Here is a 19,411-nt window from a genome sequence, read left to right as displayed (position 1 = left end):
TATTGTTAATGAAAAGGCTGTTATATTAAACAAAAAACCAATAACCTGCTTTGATTCAGTTTTATAAAAAAATTCAAACCTAAGTTTTTTTTAATTATTTATATTAATTCCAAATAATTTACATTCTTTACATCTGTTTTCATAAATATTTAATACTTTAGCTTAATAATTGAAACGAATGGGACTTCTCCTTAAACCTATTGATATTGTAGATGACATTTCACAGGAAGATTTCCGTGAAAAATATCTAAAGCCATGTAAGCCAGTGGTAATCAAGAATATGGCGAGAAAATGGCCAGCCTATCAAAAATGGACGATGGAGTATATGAAAGAAGTGGTGGGCGATGTTATTGTTCCTTTATACGACAGTTCCAAAGCTGATCCTGCGGCTCCGATCAATACACCGACGACAAAAATGCCTTTTGGTGAGTATCTTGATTTGATCCAACGGGAGCCTACTGATCTCAGAATCTTCTTTTTCGATCCTATTAAATTTGCTCCTAAATTATTAGATGACTATATACCGCCAAAGAATCTGATGGGTGGATTTTTGGACAAATATCCAAGTATGTTCTTCGGTGGTAAAGGTTCTGTGACCTTTCTGCATTACGATATCGATATGCCACATATTTTCCATACTCATTTCAACGGAAGAAAACATGTCCTTCTTTTTGAATACAAATGGAAATCCCGGCTGTATAAACTTCCTTATGCCACCTATGCACTGGAAGATTATGACATTGCCAATCCCGATTTTGAAAAATTCCCGGCTCTGGATGGCATTGAAGGTATTGAGTGCTATCTGGAACATGGAGATACGCTGTTTATGCCTACGGGCTGGTGGCACTGGATGAAATACCTTGATGGTTCTTTCTCCATCTCTCTCCGTGCATGGGATAAAAGCTGGGCTGTAAAAGCACACTCGCTTTGGAACTTAGCAGTTCAGCGGAATTTTGATAACTTCATGAAGTCCCGCTATAAAAAAAGATATATGGACTGGAAAGAAAAAAAAGCTATTGAAAGAGCGAATCTGGCCCTAAAAAAGGGACTGCCCAAATAAAAAAAAGCATATCAACAGGTTGAAAGGAAGATTTTTCAACCTGTTTTTTTAGCTGAATTCAATCTGTATTATTTTATCGGTACACCTGATTAAAAAAATATTTAAATTGCATAGGAGAACTGTTTCTTATCTTTTATTGAGTGCAGTATGTTTGAAAAACTTATTGACAGCTTCGAGAAGCTGTGCCTTCAGATCATTATCGAAATATTGCTGGTTCCGGTTACCATTTTCAAATTGTTTCAGGAGCCCGGCCGTTGTTATGATTTTTCCGTGGAAGAAATGCAGAAGGAAGAATCTGAACGTTTCCGGGACTATTTGTCGCCCATCAAACTTTCAGTATATACTTCGGTCATTATCTCTGTGCTGCTAATGGATTATGGCGGGGAACAGAATTTTATTTCTAAGATAAAAGGGCTAAGCATGGTGGAAAAAGCTTTATTTATCTTTCTGGTCAATAATTTTACAGCGGTATTATTCAGTGTTATTTTATTGTGGTATAAAAAAGAAAAGGTGAACACGGTGGCCTTCCGTACTTTATTGTTCTCATTTATCTATACTACCGTTTATACTTCTACTCCGTTCTTTTTGCTGATCTTTTCTGCCATGTTCCTTGGGCAGACCATCAACGTAGAATCTTATCTGATCCAGCTTGGAAAACTGGAAACGTACAGAACAAGAGATTATGTCTTTTTTCTGGTTTTCTTCTTATTTATCATTATAGGGCTCATCGGTCTCTTTAAATTATTCAAGGCCCTGCATTATATTCTGAAAGAAAACTTCCGCTACCATCCTTATATAGTATGGATTTTCACAATACTTTTTTTCCTGTTTCAGCTTTATTACGCAAAAGGATTCTTATAAATGTTGGGTATGTCCGGCACAGAAACGGATTTCCAATTTTGTAGTCAATTTCTCCTTTTTTTAAACCCATAAAAAAAGAAATGAAATTACGGAAGAGATGAATAAGGATATAATTTAAAGGCAGACTCAAATCCTCTCCTATTGAATTTTAAGAACATTCTTTATTCTTTATTCTTTATTCTTTATTCTTTATTCTTTAAAATAATATCGTCACGTTTTCTTCATTAAGTTTGTCTTAAAAAGAAATATCATGCAGGAACATTACAAAAAGCTTCTTACCTATGCCTACAATATTACCGGCTCCTATGAAGATTCGCAGGATCTGGTACAGGATGTCATAGAAAAATATATTTCTTTGGATCAATCGGAAATCAGGAATGAAGCCAATTTTCTGATCAAAAGCACCGTTAACCATGCCATTAATTTTAAAAACCGGCACCGCAAAAAGATGGTCTACGGAGAATGGCTTCCTGAGCCTCTTTCTTTCGAAAATGCAGAAAATAAACTGATCAAGGAACAGACTTCCCGCTATACCCTGCTTGTTCTTTTAGAAAAACTGAACGCCAGGGAACGTGCGGTCTATATTCTTAAGGAGGCATTTGATTATTCTCATCAGGAAATTGCTGAAACGCTTGATATTTCGGTGGAAAATTCCCGTAAACTTCTGAGCCGGGCCGGTAAACAGCTGCAAAATATAAAGTACAATCCTGATACGGTCAGTCTACCCGCAGAAACAGACATCCTTCACCAATATCAGCAGGCGTTAAGTGAAGGCAATATTCCAAAGATTGAAGAACTCCTCATAGACGATATCAGACTTTCGGCAGATGGCGGAAAACGTATTCGTGTCATCAAAGCAGTAGAAGTTGGAAAATCTGCCACAGCCCAGCTTTTAGCGTATGTACAGCAGCAGTTTCTCGGCAACAGACCTCATACCTTTCATAGGTTTAATCATCAGCCGGCTATTTGTTTCTGGCAGGGAGACCGCATTTACAACTGTCACATTTTAGAGCTTGATTCCAGTGGAATGATCCGTGAAATTTATTCTATTGTAGATCCTGAAAAGTTAAAAAGGCTGCAGTAAGTGTCACGTTTCGGGCAAGCAGTGTGTCTTTAAATAAAAAAGTATGAACACACTCCTCAGAATCGACAGCAGCCTTAGAATTGAAGGTTCTTACTCACGGACATTGGGTAATTTTTTTGTTCAACAATGGAAAGCAAAAAATCCGGCAGGGATTATCCTTGAAAGAGATGTTAACCGGCAGCATATCCCTCATATCACTCAACAGACGGTTACTGCATTCTTCAGTGACACTCCGGATGCTGAGAGTCTCACATTATCCGATGAACTCATCAACGAATTGTATCAGACGGATGAACTGCTGATTACCTGCCCTATGTACAATTATGGAATCCCTTCTTCATTGAAAGCTTATTTCGATCTGGTCATCAGAACAAAGAAAACATTTGCCGGCAACAAGGTCCCCAAAGGTCTGCTTGAGAACAAAAGGGCTTATATCATTTCTTCAATGGGCGGTATTGCAGCAGAAGAATTGAACCCTCTTGAAAATCATCTCACCCAGCTTTTAAATCATATGGGTATCCGCGATATCCTTTATTTTCCATTGGACGGTACTGTAGATGGAGTCCGGACAGCACAGAAAATTACTGTACAGCAATCAGAAATTTTAAAACAACTCGATTCATGATGGAACAGATAAAACAAACCATTGAAGCGTTCATTAAAGGACGAGATCATCGTGATACGGTTCTGCTTGAAGAAATCCTCCAAAAAGACTATCAGAACGGGAAATGGCAGGTCATCACCAATATTCCTTCGATAGAACCAATAAATTGCATGTAAATCCTGCCTTTTGCAGGATTTTTCCTTTCATATTCCTTTGCTATTATGATGGGTTAGCCACCATACGCTAACGAATTGTTCCATTTACGGGTTCCCGTAAAAAAGTCATCGTAGGGCTTGCTAATTTTGATCATCAAATTAATCTTATAAAAAATCATAATCATGGCTTGGAGCTACAGAAAGAGGATCAAAGTGATCCCGGGAGTACATCTTAATTTCAGTAAAAGAGGAATATCTACGTCCATTGGTGTAAAAGGGGCAAGCATCAATTTCAGCAAATCCGGCACTACGGTCAATACCAATATTCTTGGATTTTCAAACCGGTATACATTATCAAGTTCCCCGGGATCAAGGCCTGCTGCTGCTCCGTCTTTTCCGGAGCATCCTGTACATGATCATGATCTTTTTGACGAAAATATCTTCAGTGCGGATATTCATGAAATCACAAGCCAGAATATGCAGGGCATCAAGGAAGCAATCATTATGGCTCATCAGCAAAGGAAAGAATTAGCATCTGATCTCAGGAAAATTAAAAGAACGCTCTCCGTTACCAAAGCAAAGAAAGTTTTAAGCTATGTGTTCTTGTATGGACTGATCGATAAAACCATTCCACAAAATTCAGATCGTGATATTAAAGCTCAGCAAGAAGCTATCAGGCAGACAAAAAAGATGATTGAGAAATGTTATGTTAATCTTGAAATTGATTTTGACCCAGAGATCAGAAGAAAATTTGAGAAGGTCTATGAATCTTTCCAAAAACTGACGGGTTCGCGTAAAATTTGGGACATTACCAGTGCTCACTTTCAGGACAGAGTGGCAATGCGGTCTTCTGCCAGCACGATAGTAAACCGGAGGGAAGTCCGTTTTGCATTGAAATCCATTCCCTCCCTACAATCAGATTACCAGGCATTATATCTGAAAAATGCAAACGGAGCCGATCTTTATATCTATCCGGCATTTATTGTGATGTACACCAATGAAACCAGCTTTGCCATTATCGGAATCCAGGAGCTTAATTTTCAGCATACCTATACCCGCTTCACGGAAACTTCCCCTGTTCCCGGAGATTCTAAAATCATTGGCCAGACCTGGGCTAAGGTCAATAAGAACGGAACCCGCGATAAAAGGTTTAAAAGTAATTATCAAATTCCGGTGGTACGGTACGGTCATATCAAACTTTCTACTCAGACAGGCCTCCGTGAGGAATATGAATTCAGTAATTATGAAGCAACGGAAGAATTTGGCCGTGCTTTCAGAGACTTTCAGTCTGAATTCAGATAAGGTTTACACTCTTCATTATATTGTGAAGGCTGTTTTTTTGTATCGGCGGTCCTTTTCGGAAGTATGTATTAACAAACCTTAAAACAATGTTAATTTTTACTTCAACACATTGTCCAAACAGACGTTTAATTTTGTTTCTGATTTTTAATCTAAAAAAAAGTGAAGAAAATTTTTACCTCTGTTTTATTTTGTGCCTCTATTTTTTTCTATGCACAAACCGGATCTCTTTCCGGAAACATCAATGATGATTCTAAGATTGCCTTACCAGGAGCCAAAATATCCCTAAGTCCGGGAAATATCTATACCACCTCTGATGAACATGGAAATTTCGTGTTTCTGAATGTTCCTCCGGGAAATTATACCATGAAGATTGATTATCTGGGCTACGGAACCCATGAATACACGGTAACGGTGGAATCTGAAAAAAATACCAGACAAAATATTGTTTTTGACAAAAAAGAAACCACCATTGCTGAGGTAGTCGTTTCCGGAACAACACTGAAAAATCAGGCAAGGGCATTAAACAAACAGAAAAACAATGCCAATATTACCAATGTAATTTCAGCAGATCAGATAGGACGTTTTCCTGACGCCAACATCGGAGATGCTTTAAAACGGGTTCCCGGGATCACCATACAAAATGATCAGGGAGAAGCAAGAAACCTTATCATCCGGGGCCTTGCCCCTAATCTTAATTCTGTTACCCTGAACGGAGACAGAATTCCTTCGGCTGAAGGAGACAACCGTAATGTTCAGATGGATTTGATCCCCTCAGATATGATCTCTACCATAGAGGTGAATAAAACCTTAACTCCCGATATGGATGCTGATGCCATCGGAGGTTCCGTAAACCTCATCACAAGGGCTTCTCCGAACGGGCAGAGAATTTCGGCAACTTTAGCGGGAGGATACAGCTCTATACGCGAAAAAGGTAATTATACCGCCGGACTAGTCTATGGAAACCGGTTTTTAAATAAAAAACTGGGGGCCGTATTCAGTTTTTCTTATAACAACAATAATTTTGGTTCAGATAATATCGAACCGGTATGGAGTCTTGCCAATGATGCAGCACAGACGGCCTACATCAGTAAAATGGGAGTGCGGTATTACAACGAACACCGTATCAGGCACAGTTTTGATCTCAATATGGATTATGAATTCAATTCCAGAAATAAGATCTATGCTTCGGCAATGTACAATTTCAGAAATGACAAGGAAAACCGGTTTGCACTGGGATATAAAATAAAACCTATTTATAATACCGATGAAACGGAGATCACAGGATGGAAAGGCAGCATTACCAGGCAAAACAAAGGGGGAGATGCTGATAATGACAATACCCGTTTTGAGAGACAGAAGGTTCAGAACTATGCTTTAAGAGGGGAACATCTTCTAGGGTCTACAGTAGATTTAGACTGGTCTGTGAATTATGCTATGGCAAGCGAAGATAAACCTCACCAACGGTATATAGAATTTGAAAACAGCAAAATGAATTTCTCCCAGGACCTCGCTGATCCCGAAAAACCTGTAATCACTCCCCTTGCAGCAGATAATCCGGGAAACTATAAGCTAAGTGATCTTTCGGATGCCAACAGCTTTACACAGGAAAAGGAATTGGGTGCAAAAGTCAATGTACGTTTTCCTCTTTCCGTGATTGAAGGCCAGAAAGGAAGACTTCGTACCGGGTTCCGCATGCGTTTAAAAGAAAAGGAAAGAACTAATGATTTTTACGCTTTCGAACCTGCCGCCAATATGGGAAGTCTTCTCTCTGTACCTACTGTATACCTGGATGGGCATCATTTTCAGGCAGGAAATTATGTGCCGGGAACATTTGTGGACCCTTCTTACCTGGGAGGATTAGATCTATTCAATCCCGGGCTGTTCAACGGTAAGTCAAAGCCTGAAAAATTCCTTTCCAGCAACTACCATGCAAAAGAACAGATCTATGCCGGATATATCCGCTGGGATCAGGACTTCAATGATCAACTTTCCATGATCGTGGGGGCACGTATTGAAACAACAAAAATTGACTATACCGGGAATTATGTCTTGAACGAAAAAGATCTTGTAGGACAGATCAACAATACCAATACTTACACGAATGTTCTTCCCAATATCTCTTTCAAATACGTCCCTGTACAGGATCTTGTCCTTCGTGCAGCCTTTACCACCGCTCTTGCCCGTCCTAATTATTACTCGCTGGTTCCTTACCTCAACGTTATCTCTGAAGATGAGATTGTGGCCGCAGGAAATCCCAATTTAAAGGCGACCTATGCTTATAATTTTGATTTTATGGCAGAAAAGTATTTTAAATCGGTAGGGATTCTTTCCGGAGGAATTTTTTACAAAAACCTGAATGACTTTATTTATACATACTCCCGAAGAAATTATACGGCTAACGACTTTGCGAATGACTTTGCAGGACAATCCAACCCGATTCCGGCCGGTGAAAGCAACTGGAAGTTTACCCAGCAGCGTAATGGTGACAATGTAGATATCTACGGGTTTGAAGTGGCATTACAAAGACAATTGGACTTTATTCCCGGAGCTTTCTGGAAAGGCCTGGGAGTTTATGTGAACTATACCTATACCCAATCCAAAGCAAAGGGAATTACCAATGAAGACGGTATCGAAAGAACGGATGTGGGACTTCCGGGAGCGGCTCCCCATATGTTCAACGGATCTCTTTCATGGGAAAATAAACGTTTTTCAGCCAGAGTTTCTATGAATTACGCGTCTCATTATATTGACGAATTAGGGGGAAAACCTTTTGATGACCGCTATTATGACAAGCAGTTTTTCCTTGATGCCAATGCTTCCTATAAAATAACCGGCCAGCTGAGAATTTTTGCAGAAGCCAATAATCTGACGAACCAACCGTTAAGGTATTACCAGGGAATCCAGAGCAGAACTGCACAGGCCGAATATTACAGACCAAGATTTACCTTAGGCGTAAAATTTGATTTTTAAGATCCTTATGAAGAAGAGAATATATTATATCGCTGCCCTTTCAGTTTTTCCTCTCGTGATCGGCTGTAAAGGACAGAAAGATTTAAGCGCAAAATTAAAGCCGGCCGTCATCACTGAAACGGTAATGCATGATACCGATGATCCCGCGATATGGATCAATCCCGAAGATGCTTCAAAAAGTATCATCATTGGAACAGATAAAGACACCGATGGCGGACTGTATGCCTTTGACCTCCACGGAAAGATCATTCATAAAGTTGCAGGGCTCAAGCGTCCCAATAACGTAGATATCGAGTATGGTTTTATGCTTGACGGAAAGAAAACAGATATTGCAGCTGTTACTGAAAGAGAAACCAACAAGGTAAAATTCTATGCACTTCCTGAATTAAAGGAAATAGGAGAAATTTCTGTATTTAATGGAGAAACAGAACGGGGCCCGATGGGAATTTCGATGTATAAAAATCCGGAAACAGGAGCTATATCTGTCATTGTCGGCAGAAAATCCGGCCCTAGCGACGGCTATCTCTGGCAGTACCGGCTTTCTGAAAAACAGGGTACCATTACAGGAGAAGTAGTCCGTAAGTTTGGAAAATACAGTGGATTAAAAGAAATTGAAAGCATCGCTGTAGATGATGAAAAAGGATATATCTATTACTCTGATGAGCAATTTGGAGTGCATCAGTATTATGCCGATCCGGCCAAAGGAAATGAAGAGCTGCTTGTTTTCGGGAAAGGGGATTTTAAATCTGATGTAGAGGGCATCTCCATTTATGCCACTTCCAAAGAGAACGGATATATTTTGGTTTCAAACCAACAGAATGATACGTTTAATGTATATCTGAGAGAAGATCCCGCAAAAGGGCGCATTGCAGAAATCCCTGTGTCTACGCGTGAAAGTGACGGTTCTGAAGTCACAAACGTTAATGTAGGGCCAAAGTTTCCCAAAGGAGTATTCGTTGCTATGAGCAATGGCAGGGTTTTTCATTACTATGACTGGAGAATAATGGAAGAAAGCATTAAATCTGCAGTAAAGTCTTCAAATCATTCCAAATAGTTTACAGCGATTAAGCCATTAAGGTTCAGTAATTTTTTAAGTATTGAGATAATTCCCGCTTTAAGAGACTGCTTCACTCCGGTTTGCGATAACGGTGTGGATGGTCTCAATCTCTAATTATTAATGGACATCTTAATGGTTTATTCATTCAATATGCTTACGCAGAAATTCAGCGGTGAAGGATGTTTTATTTTTCAATAATTCTTCCGGAGTTCCTTCAAACATAATTTTCCCGCCCAATTTTCCCGCACCCGGCCCTATATCAATGATCCGGTCTGCCTGGGCAATAATGTCTAAATTGTGTTCTATAACAATCAATGTATTATCCTGATCTACAAGGTCATTTAAAAAAGATAACAGTTTCCGGGTGTCACTTGGATGTAGACCTGTACTCGGTTCATCCAGCACAATGATCTGATTGCGATGCTTCAGCTCCCTGGTTAATTTCAAACGCTGTCTTTCTCCGCCTGAAAAGCTATCTAACCGCTGTCCCAATGTCAGATAATCGAGTCCTAATGTTACCAGGATCTCAAAATGTTTAATGATAGCTTCATCGGTAAAAAAATGCATTGCCTCCGAAACGGTCATATTCATAACGTCTACTATCGTTTTTTGATGGTATTGATAGTGCAGGACCTCAGGATCAAATCCTGAACCTCCGCATTCCTCACATGGCTGTTCTATATCATCCATAAATGCAAGGTCTATTTTTTCAATACCCAATCCTTTACAATGTTTACAGGCCCCTTCGCTGTTTCTGCTGAACAGTTTCTCTGAAACATGGTTTGAACGGGCAAAAAGCTGGCGTACGGAATCAGATATATTTAAATAGGTAAGCAGGTTTGAACGGGCACTTGCTGCAAACATCGACTGGTCTATGACCGTCAGATCAGGATAAAAATCCGGCAGTACCCTGTTGATCAAAGTACTTTTTCCTGAACCGGCCACTCCGGTCACCACAGTCATCACCCCTGTCGGGATATTGACATTTATATTTTTAAGATTATACAGATTGGCATTTTTAATCTCCAAATAATGCGTGGATTTTCTTGGGTTCTTTTTGACAGCAGGTTTTTCTGAAAAATAAGATCCTGTTTTTCCTGCAGATGTTTTTAATTCTTCAAATGTTCCTTCATACACCACTTTCCCTCCGCTTTTCCCTGAACCCGGGCCTATATCGATCACCCAGTCTGCCATTTTAATAATGTCAGGATCATGCTCCACAATTAAAACCGTATTTCCTTTATCTCTGATCTGTTGAATAATGCTGATGATATTCTGTAAATCCCTGGGATGAAGGCCAATGCTGGGTTCATCAAAGATATACAGCAGATCGACCAGGCTGTTTCCTAAATTTTTCACCATTTTTATCCGCTGGGATTCGCCTCCCGAAAGCGTATCGGTATTTCTGTCCAATGTCAGATACTGTAATCCAATATGGATTATATTCTGTAGTTTCCCGGAAAGTTCCTTAATGATCACCTCGTACGTTTTTGATTCCAGGGAGCTGATAAACCCGAACAATTCATCAATGGAAAGTGCTGTACAGTCTGCGATACTTTTCCCCTCAATTTTGCAGGATAATATCTTTTTATTGAGCCGTTTTCCCTGGCAGGACGGGCACATTTTCGTCACAACAACATTCTTCAACGCATTTTTCCTTGTTACATTCTCCTTTGAATCTTTCTTAAGGAATGCTTTTTCAATTCTTGGAATAATTCCCTCATATTTTACAGTTTTTCCCCATTCTTTATGTGGATGCCCGGGTTTATGTTCTTGTGCATATAACAACAGCTTCCATTCTTCATCGGAAAAGTCTTTAAGCTTTTTATCATTATCAAAATAACCGGATAATGTATATCTTGTTAAGCGCCATCCTCCCGGCTGAAAAGTCGGAAATCTGACGGCCCCTTCATTCAAAGATTTATTCTTATCAATCAGGGTATTAATATTCACGGTCTGGACAAAACCCAGCCCTTCACATTCCGGGCACATTCCCTGCGGGTTGTTGAATGAAAAAACATTGGAATATCCCACAAACGGTTTTCCCATTCTTGAAAATAACAGCCTCAGGGAAGCATATACATCGGCTGCCGTTCCTACGGTAGACCTTGCATTTCCTCCCAGCCTCTTCTGATTGATGATAATGGGAACATTGAGGTTTTCAATCTTATCGACATCCGGTATGCCATAATGCTGCAGCCGGTTCCTGACAAAGCTATTCTGGGTTTCATTAATCTGCCGCTGAGCTTCTGCACCGATCGTTTCAAATACCAGGGAAGATTTTCCCGAACCCGATACTCCCGTAAAAACAACAATCCTGTTTTTTGGAATTTTTATGGAAATATTTTTGAGATTATTTTGCCTGGCATTTGTAATTTCTATATTTTCCATGTTGATAATGCTTATCTTTGTTAATAGTTAACTAAGTTAAGCAATTTATTTTATGAAAGCCATCGAAAAAGAGTTTTTTAACACGTTCACCGATTTCCAGTGCCTGATACTTGCCCATATGAACAAGGGATACATCAACGGGGTAACGGCTGTTCATTATAATATTATTGAATTTATTCTTCGGAAGAAAGGTACAACCGGAAGAGAAATCTCCACAGCCTTTAAGGTAAGCCAGGCAGCGGTCTCGAAACAATTAAAATTCCTGATCACTCATGATTTGATTATTCAGAAACAGGATAAAACAGACCGCAGAAAATTCAATCTGTATGCCACTGAAAAAGGGAGCTTTATTGTGGAAAATTCCGAAACCTTCCGGGAAAATATAACCCGGCAGACCGCTTCTATTTTAAATCTGAAGGAGCTTGAATCATTGAATGGCCTGTTGAATAAAGTTTTGAACAACATCCGCTTGTAAAACGGTGACCAAGCCTATTTAAACAGATCAATCTGATCCTGCTTATCGATAAGTTCCAAACAGCCGGTCCCAAATAGAGGTATAAAAGCCGAAATTTTTCGTTTCATCCACATGGTGTTGATTATGAAAACGGGTCGTTCCAATGAAAAGCCGGTCAAATCGGGAGGGAAAAAACTCTCTGTTCAAATGGCCTATGGTTCCCCAGATCAGATTCAGCAACAGATAAATTGAAATCGAAATAACAGAAAAATCATATCCCATCAACAACACCAGCATCATTAATCCAAAACCAATGGTTTCTAACGGATGCAACACAAAAAGGCTTAAAAAATTGGTACTTACATGCTCATGATGCTTTCCGTGAAGCATTTTATAGACTACGGGCAAATGAGCGGCATAGTGAAAGAAATACATCATCAGATCCATCAGAAGCAACAAAGCTAAAACTTCTGTAAAAATCAAAACTCCTGAATAATCCCGTCCTAACTCAATCCAGCTGTTTTTCCATAAAAAAACACCTATCAGCATGACCAGGCAGTTACATCCTATGGTCATAAGGCTGAGAATAAAATCTGATCCTGTAACGGGATGATCCTGCACCTGAAGCTTGTTTTTACGGCATGTCCCATCAATGAAAAGGTACAGCCCTATTGAAAAGGCATATAAAAAAATATTGATGATAAGGCTCAATACAATCCATTGAGGCCATGAAAACTGCCAACATGTATTTAAATATCCGGAAAGCTCAGTTTCATTCAAACTCATAATTCGTCATCTGTCAACTTAATGCTGTAAATGTATGAATTTCATTGAAAAGCAGAAGAGAAAACGGATAAAAAGCCCAGCCTTTATTTCTGTCTTTCTTTTCTTTTAAGCTCCCGAAGTCTTACCGTGAGTTTTTTTCTTAAATCATTATGATATTCCCGGTAATTTTTAATGCTTTGTTCAAGATTTTTTTTATTTAGCAGATACTCTTCATACAGCTCCCCTAATGCTGAGATCTGTGTGATAACATCGGAAGACCGGGTCTCAGAATCATCCACTGTTTCTATTAACATTCGATAGTATTCAATACGACTGGTCAGACTCGTGTGAAGTTTTGGTTCTATTCCCTGCATAGTCTTACATTTTTATCTGATTATTTTGGATGAAAGGCAAATTTACAAAAGGTTCCTATTCGTCTTGCTATCCGTTGTTTTGTTTACTCTGTTTTTGTTTTTTATAAACTGTATCAGCGGATAAGCGAATTGACCTTCCCTTTTCCGCCAAAAAACTACTTCCCCGTCATGGCAAAAGGGACATCGCTCTGATATAAAATCTTAAGTCCTTTCTGCGATACATCGTAGCCTGCAGATTTTAAGTACACTTTATTGAGGGCTGATGAAACTAAGGTCTCACCGGGATCACCCAAAGGAAGCAACGGAAGTTTACTGTATTCGCTGACCGTCCATTGGGGTGAAATTCCGTTCGCATATTCTCCCTCTCCATTGGCATTAAATACTTTATAAATAACAGGATGCATCTGCCATGAAATTTTTTTGGGCTTCCGCTTGTCTTCTACTGTAAACCCAGCCATATCCTTTCCCAAGGTAACATCTCCAATCTGGATAACCTGTAGGTAAGGTTTCAGATTGTTGACAACGATTTCCGCCGCTGATGCCGTGCTGTTTGAAGTCAGGATATACACTTTATTCAGGGCTAATGAATTCGCATGCAAAATATTAAAATCAAGAGCTTTCGGGTCATAGGCAATCTGCTGGGCAAACGTCCTTTTCACTTCACCTCCGTTTTTATTTCCTTTAAATACAATAAATGGAGAGCCTGCCGATATTCCTGAAGGGATCAGTGAGCAAAGGGCGGCCGCAGCAGATACGGAACCACCGTAATTGTACCGGAGATCCAGAATAAGCTCCTGTACTCCGGCAGCTTTAAACTCAGCAAACTTCTGATTGAATACCGGGGTCATCCCATCCGGAAAATCATAGACATACAGATATCCTGTCTTTTTGCCGTTGTGTTCAAAAATTTTAGATAATACCGGCTGTTCAAGGGAATATCCATAATATACCGTAAGATCCTTCTCATCAGTGACTGTCTCATTCTTCCAGTTGCCAACGCTAAGATTGATCACAGTATGGTCCTTCATGGATGAGGTAATGGTTTCTGCATTGGCTGCCGTAATGGCTTTTCCATTGATTTTGGTAATGATCATCCCTCTTTCCAGTCCCGCATTGAAAGCAGGAGAATGGGTAAGGACCAATTTAACTACAGTGACAACTTCTCCATTGGCAAGCTGAATGACCGTATAATCGAAACCATACATATTCCGGATGGAACGCGGATAGCTGGAAGGGTCTGCCGTATTGACCATAAACGAAAACCGGTCCTGGGGAGACAGCAGACTTTTAAAAAAATCTTTTGTAGGAAGATGGTAATCCGGTTTGGCAGGCATCTGACCGGCCCAGTAATAATACCGTTTCATGCTGTCCTGTACCCAGACATTAACAGATTCGGTGCTTCCTTCCGGAAAAACAGGAACATTTTCCTCATTATTTGTACATGAAATGACAAAAAATGCTATGATTATCCACTGAAACTTAAAAAAATTACTCATACCATTATAAATATTCTGCGACATCGATGTCCCCTTTTACTACCCATACTCCATTTTCTAATTTTTCCTGAAGTACGATCATATTGGCACCTGTATGCTGTTTTATTTTAACCTTAATCATTTCAGATCCCGCGTAAGGTTCTGCAGTTCCCGGCTTGTACAATTCAAGGTATACCGGAGCTGTTGAGCTGAAAGAACTGTAGATTTTTACCGCTGTAAAATTACCTTTCCCGATTTCTTCAAATTCTGCCAATACCACCCCGTTTTCTCTTTTTAAAACCCCTTTGACATTTGTAAGAGAGGATCCGGAAAATTCCCCCAGATTGGGAAAAATAAATTCAAACCCCACTTTCCCAAAATTCACCTGGGGTTTTACAACATACGTCTGGAGGAAAATCCCCGGGAGATTAAAGAAATATAAATCTTTATAGTCTTCTATATTATTATAGGTAATATGGTATGCTGCCATTTCGGCTCCGGTGTCATTGTTATAGATTCCCAACGTATTGACTTCTCCCTCATCCAGTACAAACTGAAGCTGTGTCTCTATTTTATTGGTATATGAGGTATTTCCGTTAATAGATACAGGAGTTCCGTTCAGCCTCAGCTGAAGGACATCGGGTTTGGAATACCCTTTAACACTAATGTCTCCTGGTTTTTGTATTTTATCATATCTCTCCATTACAGCATGGTCTGTGCAGGAAAATAATAGGATCAATAATAGTAATGCAAAGATTTTATTCATCTTTCTCTTGGATTATCATTTTAAACTTTGAAATATTGCCCTACCCCAAGGTGCAGGGCAATAAGACAATTAAAAAAACTAGTTGGATATGTTCTGGATAACCTCTTTCACAAGATGATCATCCATTATTGTATATTTAAAAATGTATGCCCGCTTCTGTATGTTAAAAAACAGAACGGTTATTTTTTAATGAATCTCAATCGTTCTGTAGTTTTTCCATCAGTCACTTCAGCGATATACGCCCCAGCCGATAAACCGGCTATATGGATGGATCTGGAATACTGAACCGTAAGCACTTTTTGGGCTGCCATATTGTAGATATTTACCACAGCGGTGTTTTCTTTCAATGCTGGATTAAGCTGCAGCTTTAAAGTTTCCTTTACAGGATTTTCTGCTATTTTCGTTAGATTTTCTTTCTTTTTTACATCCTTTGTGCCGAGGAATGAGCTGGCATAAATGGCCATTTCATTAATATTGATATTCTGAGCGTTATCACCATTGGTTTTTCTGTTAGACCACATTCCAATGTAAATTTTCTTTCCTGCAAAAGCAGAAAGGTCCACAAGACATTCTACAAACTGGGTAAGATCTGACGAAAATGGATTGCTTGAACTTCCCGCCTGTATTTTATAAAGACTTGGAATATCATTTCCATTGGCGTCTACTGCGAGTGCTTGAAAATCGGATAAGTCCGGAACCTGCTTTTGAGGGGTACTTACATAGATATAAAGGCTTCTTCCGACAATAGTATGATTGGTTCTCTGTCTTCCTATAGAGGCTGTCATAGTAATGGTACCTGCTGCCGATGTCAGATCAATCTGAGGAGAAATAATCCAGTCATTTTCACCTGCAAATCCGGTAGCACTGCCGGTAGGAACCAAACTTATAGAATGGCGGAGAACGCCTTCTGTTCCATAGGTTAGAGAAGTACCGCTGTTATAGATATTCTGCCCCTGTACCCATGCATTGCCATTATTATTCAGGTCATGGAAAGTCCATCCCTGAAGGTCATTTTGAGAGTCAAAAGAATTACCCCATACCATATCCTGGGCCATTGCCCAATGAGATAAAAACAGAACAGATGATAAAATTATTTTTTTCATGATACGTATTATTAAGATTTTTTAAGAAATAAAAAGCAAGGAATCAGCATATGATGCTGTTCCCTGCTTGTAAAGTTTTTATTCTACGATTGAAAAATCGTATTTCGTCCAGATTCCCTGGAAGTTTCCACAGTTTCTTGGCGATACATTCCAGCTTCCTCCGTTATAAAATGGCTGGCTCATTCCCCATAGAGAAGCGGTAGTTCCTGTTAATAAGTTGGAAGCAGGGATTCCTGCTGTTCCAGCTCCTGTAACAGAAGTTCCAAATCCGTGTACCTGGATTGAGCTTAAATTGGAAGCCGAAGAAAGTTCAGAACCTGTACCTTCTACTTTGATTCCCACAGGATATCCTGTTACTACAGCATTATTTAATGTTAATTTTCCGTTTCTTCTGATATGGATTCCGTTTTCGTAAGCTAATCCTTGTCCTGCTACTCCATTTTTAGCACCAATAATGGTAAGATTGTTGATCACAGGATTGGTAATCAATGTTGTAGCGGTACCTCCTGCGTTGTTATCCAATTCGATACCGTTAGAATCAGGGCTTGCGCCACTTACAGTATGAGCTGAATTGTAATCTGCCAAAGAAAGTGCACAGGTAATGGTTCCAGTATATCCGTTGTCAAAGTCGAAGTTATCATCCTCTGCAGCAAAAGATATTAAGTTGGAAGCATTTACTGTACCTCCGAAGAATTCAAAAGAATCATCCTGCCCGTAAGATACCTGGATATGATCTAATGTAGTTCCATTTCCAACACCTCCCAATGATAAGGCATTCACTTCGTTTCCGGAGTTGGCTCCTACGAAATCATACCCTGCAAATTCAATACGTACATATTTCATGATTCCTGCATTGTGAGAAGGATTAGTTCCCCCAAAATAATAATCACTACCGGTTAAACCCTCAATAGTTGTTGTAGAAGGTACATTGGTAGGTGCGTCCCCTAAAAGGATAACCCCTCCAAAATCTCCCGGAGTTGCCGTTGTATTTTCGTCTCCATCCAACAATTTGTAACTTGTAAAGATAATAGGTTGAGATTCTGTACCTGTAGCATTGATTTTACCAGTTTTTGTGATCACCAATATTCCGGAACCTTCTCCTGATGCATTAGGTTTGGCTTTGATAAATGTCCCTGGCTTTATCGTAAGTGTTGCTCCATTTTTAACGGCTACAGTACCGTCAAGTTCTATGACTCCACTCCAGATAGTATTAGAAGTAATTGCACCGCTAACAGTAGTTACAGGAAGCGAAGAAGCTGTAATATACTCAGCAGAAGTAGGCTTCATTTCGAAAGGTGTTGAAGAGTCAGCCAGATGATCATTTTGACAAGCAGTAAGAGATAGTGCAGCAACTGCAATTAAAGTTAATCTTTTCATTGTTATAATTTTTAATAGATCCGGGAATTTGATTTATGTCCGGAAATTTTTAATATTTAGGAATATCCGCCTCTATATTCCTGCGATTTGGTTTTATTTTCACCCTGTATTCCAGGAGGGGCTGTCCTACCGGGGTTCCCTGATGTTCCGCTGCTGTCCGGGAAAGGCAGCAACGTCCGGTTTTTGGCTGATCCGGTACTGGTGTGCGCATCATCAGTATTGATCTGGCTCATGCCTCAGGTTACCGAAACCTGTACGCTTCTATGTCGAGAGCTCTTTCTTTTCAAATTTTTATTCTAAAATGGCAAAGTCATATTTTGTCCAAAGTCCCTGAAAATCCCCGCAGTTTCGCGGAGATATATTCCATCCGCCTTCATTAAAGAATGGCTGTTTCATGCCCCATAGCGAAGCAGTATATCCTTTCAGAAGATTGGCGGCGGGAATTGCTGATGTACCGGCTCCTGTAACGGAAGTTTCAAATCCGTGTACCTGTATGCTGTTGTAGCCGGAATGGGAAGAAAGTACTGAACCGGTTCCTTCTACTCTGATTCCTGCAGGATAACCTGTAACGACTGTATTATTCAATGTGAGCCTTCCGTTTCTCCTGATATGGATCCCGTTTTCGTAGGCTAATCCTTGTCCTGCTGCTCCGTTTTTTGCACCGATGATGGTAAGATTGTTGATCACGGGATTGGTCATCAGAGCCGTGGCCATACCTGTTGAATTGTTATCCAATTCGATCCCGTTAGAATCAGGGCTTCCGCCTAAGTTGACAGCATGCCTTGAGTTATAATCTGCCATGGAAAATGCACAGGTAACAGTTCCTGTATATCCATTATCAAAATCGAAATGATCATCCTCGGCAGCAAAAGATACCAGGTTGGAAGCATTGACCGTTCCTCCGAAAAACTCAAAAGAATCATCTTTGCTGTAAGACACCTGGATATGATCTAAGGTCGTTCCGTATCCAACACCTCCTAATGATAAAGCATTAATTTCGTTGCCTGAATTTCCACCCGTATAGTCGTAGCCGGCAAATTCGATACGTACATATTTCATGATCCCTGCATTATGACCGGGATTGCTCCCTCCGAAATAAGAATCGCTGCTTAGGTATAATCCTTCAATTGAGGTGGTAAAAGGTACATTGGTAGGCGCATCTCCTAACAGAATAATCCCGCCCAGGTCACCCGGAACTGCCGTGGTATCTTCATTTCCATCCAACAGTTTATAGCTGGTAAAAATAATAGGCTGAGACTCTGTACCTGCCGCATTGATTCTTCCCGTTTTTGTAATCACAAGAACTCCGGTAGCAGCTCCCGTAACATTAGGTTTTGCCTTAATGTAGGTTCCCGGAAGAATCGTTAAGGTAGCTCCGTTTTTTACGGTTATAATTCCATCCATCTCAATGACTCCGCTCCAGGTGGTATTGCTTGTAATCTGACCGCTTACGGCAGTTACAGGAAGAGATGAAACGGTAATGTATTCCGCGGAGACCGGCTTTATATCGAACGGAGCAGAAGAATCTGGCAGATGGTCATCCTTACAGGCAGTCAATGATAATGCTGCAATAGTGGTTAAAATCAGTTTTCTCATTGTTTTAAGTTGTACTA

Annotated in this window: 18 protein-coding genes; 9 read left to right on the top strand and 9 right to left on the bottom strand. The window is 39.9% G+C overall.

Going from position 1 to position 19,411, the window contains the following annotated elements; genetic code table 11:
• The first annotated feature begins 178 nt into the window (after positions 1-178).
• The 8 genes from MUW56_RS19370 to MUW56_RS19335 all read left to right on the top strand — a co-directional run bounded on the left by MUW56_RS19370 (position 179) and on the right by MUW56_RS19335 (position 9,090).
• The gene (locus MUW56_RS19370; RefSeq protein ID WP_292014735.1) at positions 179-1,060 is read left to right on the top strand and encodes a cupin-like domain-containing protein; all 882 of its coding nucleotides are present in this window, start codon (positions 179-181) and stop codon (positions 1,058-1,060) included.
• 147 nt (positions 1,061-1,207) lie between these two features.
• On the top strand, positions 1,208-1,921 hold the full coding sequence (locus MUW56_RS19365) for a hypothetical protein (protein ID WP_292014734.1): 714 nt from the start codon (positions 1,208-1,210) through the stop codon (positions 1,919-1,921).
• A gap of 250 nt (positions 1,922-2,171) precedes the next feature.
• On the top strand, positions 2,172-3,005 hold the full coding sequence (locus tag MUW56_RS19360; RefSeq protein ID WP_292014733.1) for a sigma-70 family RNA polymerase sigma factor: 834 nt from the start codon (positions 2,172-2,174) through the stop codon (positions 3,003-3,005).
• A 43-nt stretch (positions 3,006-3,048) separates the two neighbouring features.
• Positions 3,049-3,630, top strand: coding sequence for an NAD(P)H-dependent oxidoreductase (locus MUW56_RS19355; RefSeq protein WP_292014732.1), 582 nt, complete (start codon positions 3,049-3,051; stop codon positions 3,628-3,630).
• The gene (locus MUW56_RS19350; protein WP_292014731.1) at positions 3,627-3,785 is read left to right on the top strand and encodes a hypothetical protein; all 159 of its coding nucleotides are present in this window, start codon (positions 3,627-3,629) and stop codon (positions 3,783-3,785) included. The genes MUW56_RS19355 and MUW56_RS19350 overlap by 4 nt, the downstream gene beginning before the upstream one ends.
• A gap of 162 nt (positions 3,786-3,947) precedes the next feature.
• On the top strand, positions 3,948-5,066 hold the full coding sequence (locus tag MUW56_RS19345) for a DUF4236 domain-containing protein (RefSeq protein WP_292014730.1): 1,119 nt from the start codon (positions 3,948-3,950) through the stop codon (positions 5,064-5,066).
• A 159-nt stretch (positions 5,067-5,225) separates the two neighbouring features.
• Positions 5,226-8,036: a TonB-dependent receptor gene (locus tag MUW56_RS19340; RefSeq protein WP_292014729.1), complete on the top strand. Its 2,811-nt coding sequence runs from the start codon at positions 5,226-5,228 to the stop codon at positions 8,034-8,036.
• A gap of 7 nt (positions 8,037-8,043) precedes the next feature.
• Positions 8,044-9,090 (top strand): phytase, encoded by a 1,047-nt coding sequence (locus MUW56_RS19335; RefSeq protein WP_292014728.1) that lies wholly within the window; start codon positions 8,044-8,046, stop codon positions 9,088-9,090.
• Positions 9,091-9,234: 144 nt separating this feature from the next.
• Here the strand turns inward: MUW56_RS19335 and MUW56_RS19330 are convergent, their stop codons facing one another.
• Positions 9,235-11,484: an excinuclease ABC subunit UvrA gene (locus tag MUW56_RS19330; RefSeq protein ID WP_292014727.1), complete on the bottom strand. Its 2,250-nt coding sequence runs from the start codon at positions 11,482-11,484 to the stop codon at positions 9,235-9,237.
• 52 nt (positions 11,485-11,536) lie between these two features.
• On the opposite strand from MUW56_RS19330, the gene MUW56_RS19325 reads away from it, so the two are divergent.
• The gene (locus MUW56_RS19325) at positions 11,537-11,959 is read left to right on the top strand and encodes a helix-turn-helix domain-containing protein (protein WP_292014726.1); all 423 of its coding nucleotides are present in this window, start codon (positions 11,537-11,539) and stop codon (positions 11,957-11,959) included.
• A gap of 42 nt (positions 11,960-12,001) precedes the next feature.
• Here MUW56_RS19325 and MUW56_RS19320 read toward each other — a convergent pair whose 3' ends face one another.
• The 8 genes from MUW56_RS19320 to MUW56_RS19285 all read right to left on the bottom strand — a co-directional run bounded on the left by MUW56_RS19320 (position 12,002) and on the right by MUW56_RS19285 (position 19,394).
• Positions 12,002-12,724 carry a sterol desaturase family protein gene (locus MUW56_RS19320; RefSeq protein WP_292014725.1) on the bottom strand — a complete coding sequence of 241 codons (723 nt, stop codon included), beginning with the start codon at positions 12,722-12,724 and terminating at the stop codon, positions 12,002-12,004.
• An 83-nt stretch (positions 12,725-12,807) separates the two neighbouring features.
• On the bottom strand, positions 12,808-13,077 hold the full coding sequence (locus MUW56_RS19315; RefSeq protein ID WP_292014724.1) for a hypothetical protein: 270 nt from the start codon (positions 13,075-13,077) through the stop codon (positions 12,808-12,810).
• A 155-nt stretch (positions 13,078-13,232) separates the two neighbouring features.
• Entirely contained in the window at positions 13,233-14,597 is a 1,365-nt protein-coding gene (locus MUW56_RS19310; RefSeq protein WP_292014723.1) for a S41 family peptidase, read from the bottom strand.
• Entirely contained in the window at positions 14,578-15,318 is a 741-nt protein-coding gene (locus tag MUW56_RS19305) for a hypothetical protein (protein ID WP_292014722.1), read from the bottom strand. Before MUW56_RS19305 ends, MUW56_RS19310 begins: the two co-directional genes overlap by 20 nt.
• Positions 15,319-15,497: 179 nt before the next feature.
• Positions 15,498-16,421 (bottom strand): T9SS type A sorting domain-containing protein, encoded by a 924-nt coding sequence (locus MUW56_RS19300; RefSeq protein WP_292014721.1) that lies wholly within the window; start codon positions 16,419-16,421, stop codon positions 15,498-15,500.
• Positions 16,422-16,499: 78 nt separating this feature from the next.
• Positions 16,500-17,798: a hypothetical protein gene (locus tag MUW56_RS19295; RefSeq protein WP_292014720.1), complete on the bottom strand. Its 1,299-nt coding sequence runs from the start codon at positions 17,796-17,798 to the stop codon at positions 16,500-16,502.
• Positions 17,799-17,854: 56 nt separating this feature from the next.
• Positions 17,855-18,031 (bottom strand): hypothetical protein, encoded by a 177-nt coding sequence (locus MUW56_RS19290; RefSeq protein WP_292014719.1) that lies wholly within the window; start codon positions 18,029-18,031, stop codon positions 17,855-17,857.
• A gap of 58 nt (positions 18,032-18,089) precedes the next feature.
• Positions 18,090-19,394, bottom strand: coding sequence for a hypothetical protein (locus MUW56_RS19285; protein WP_292014718.1), 1,305 nt, complete (start codon positions 19,392-19,394; stop codon positions 18,090-18,092).
• Between the last annotated feature and the right edge of the window lie 17 nt (positions 19,395-19,411).

Source organism: Chryseobacterium sp. (assembly GCF_022869225.1).
In the GTDB taxonomy this organism is placed as follows: domain Bacteria; phylum Bacteroidota; class Bacteroidia; order Flavobacteriales; family Weeksellaceae; genus Chryseobacterium.
Note: the sequence above shows the minus strand (reverse complement) of the source record. Positions and strands in the feature narration are given on the sequence as shown.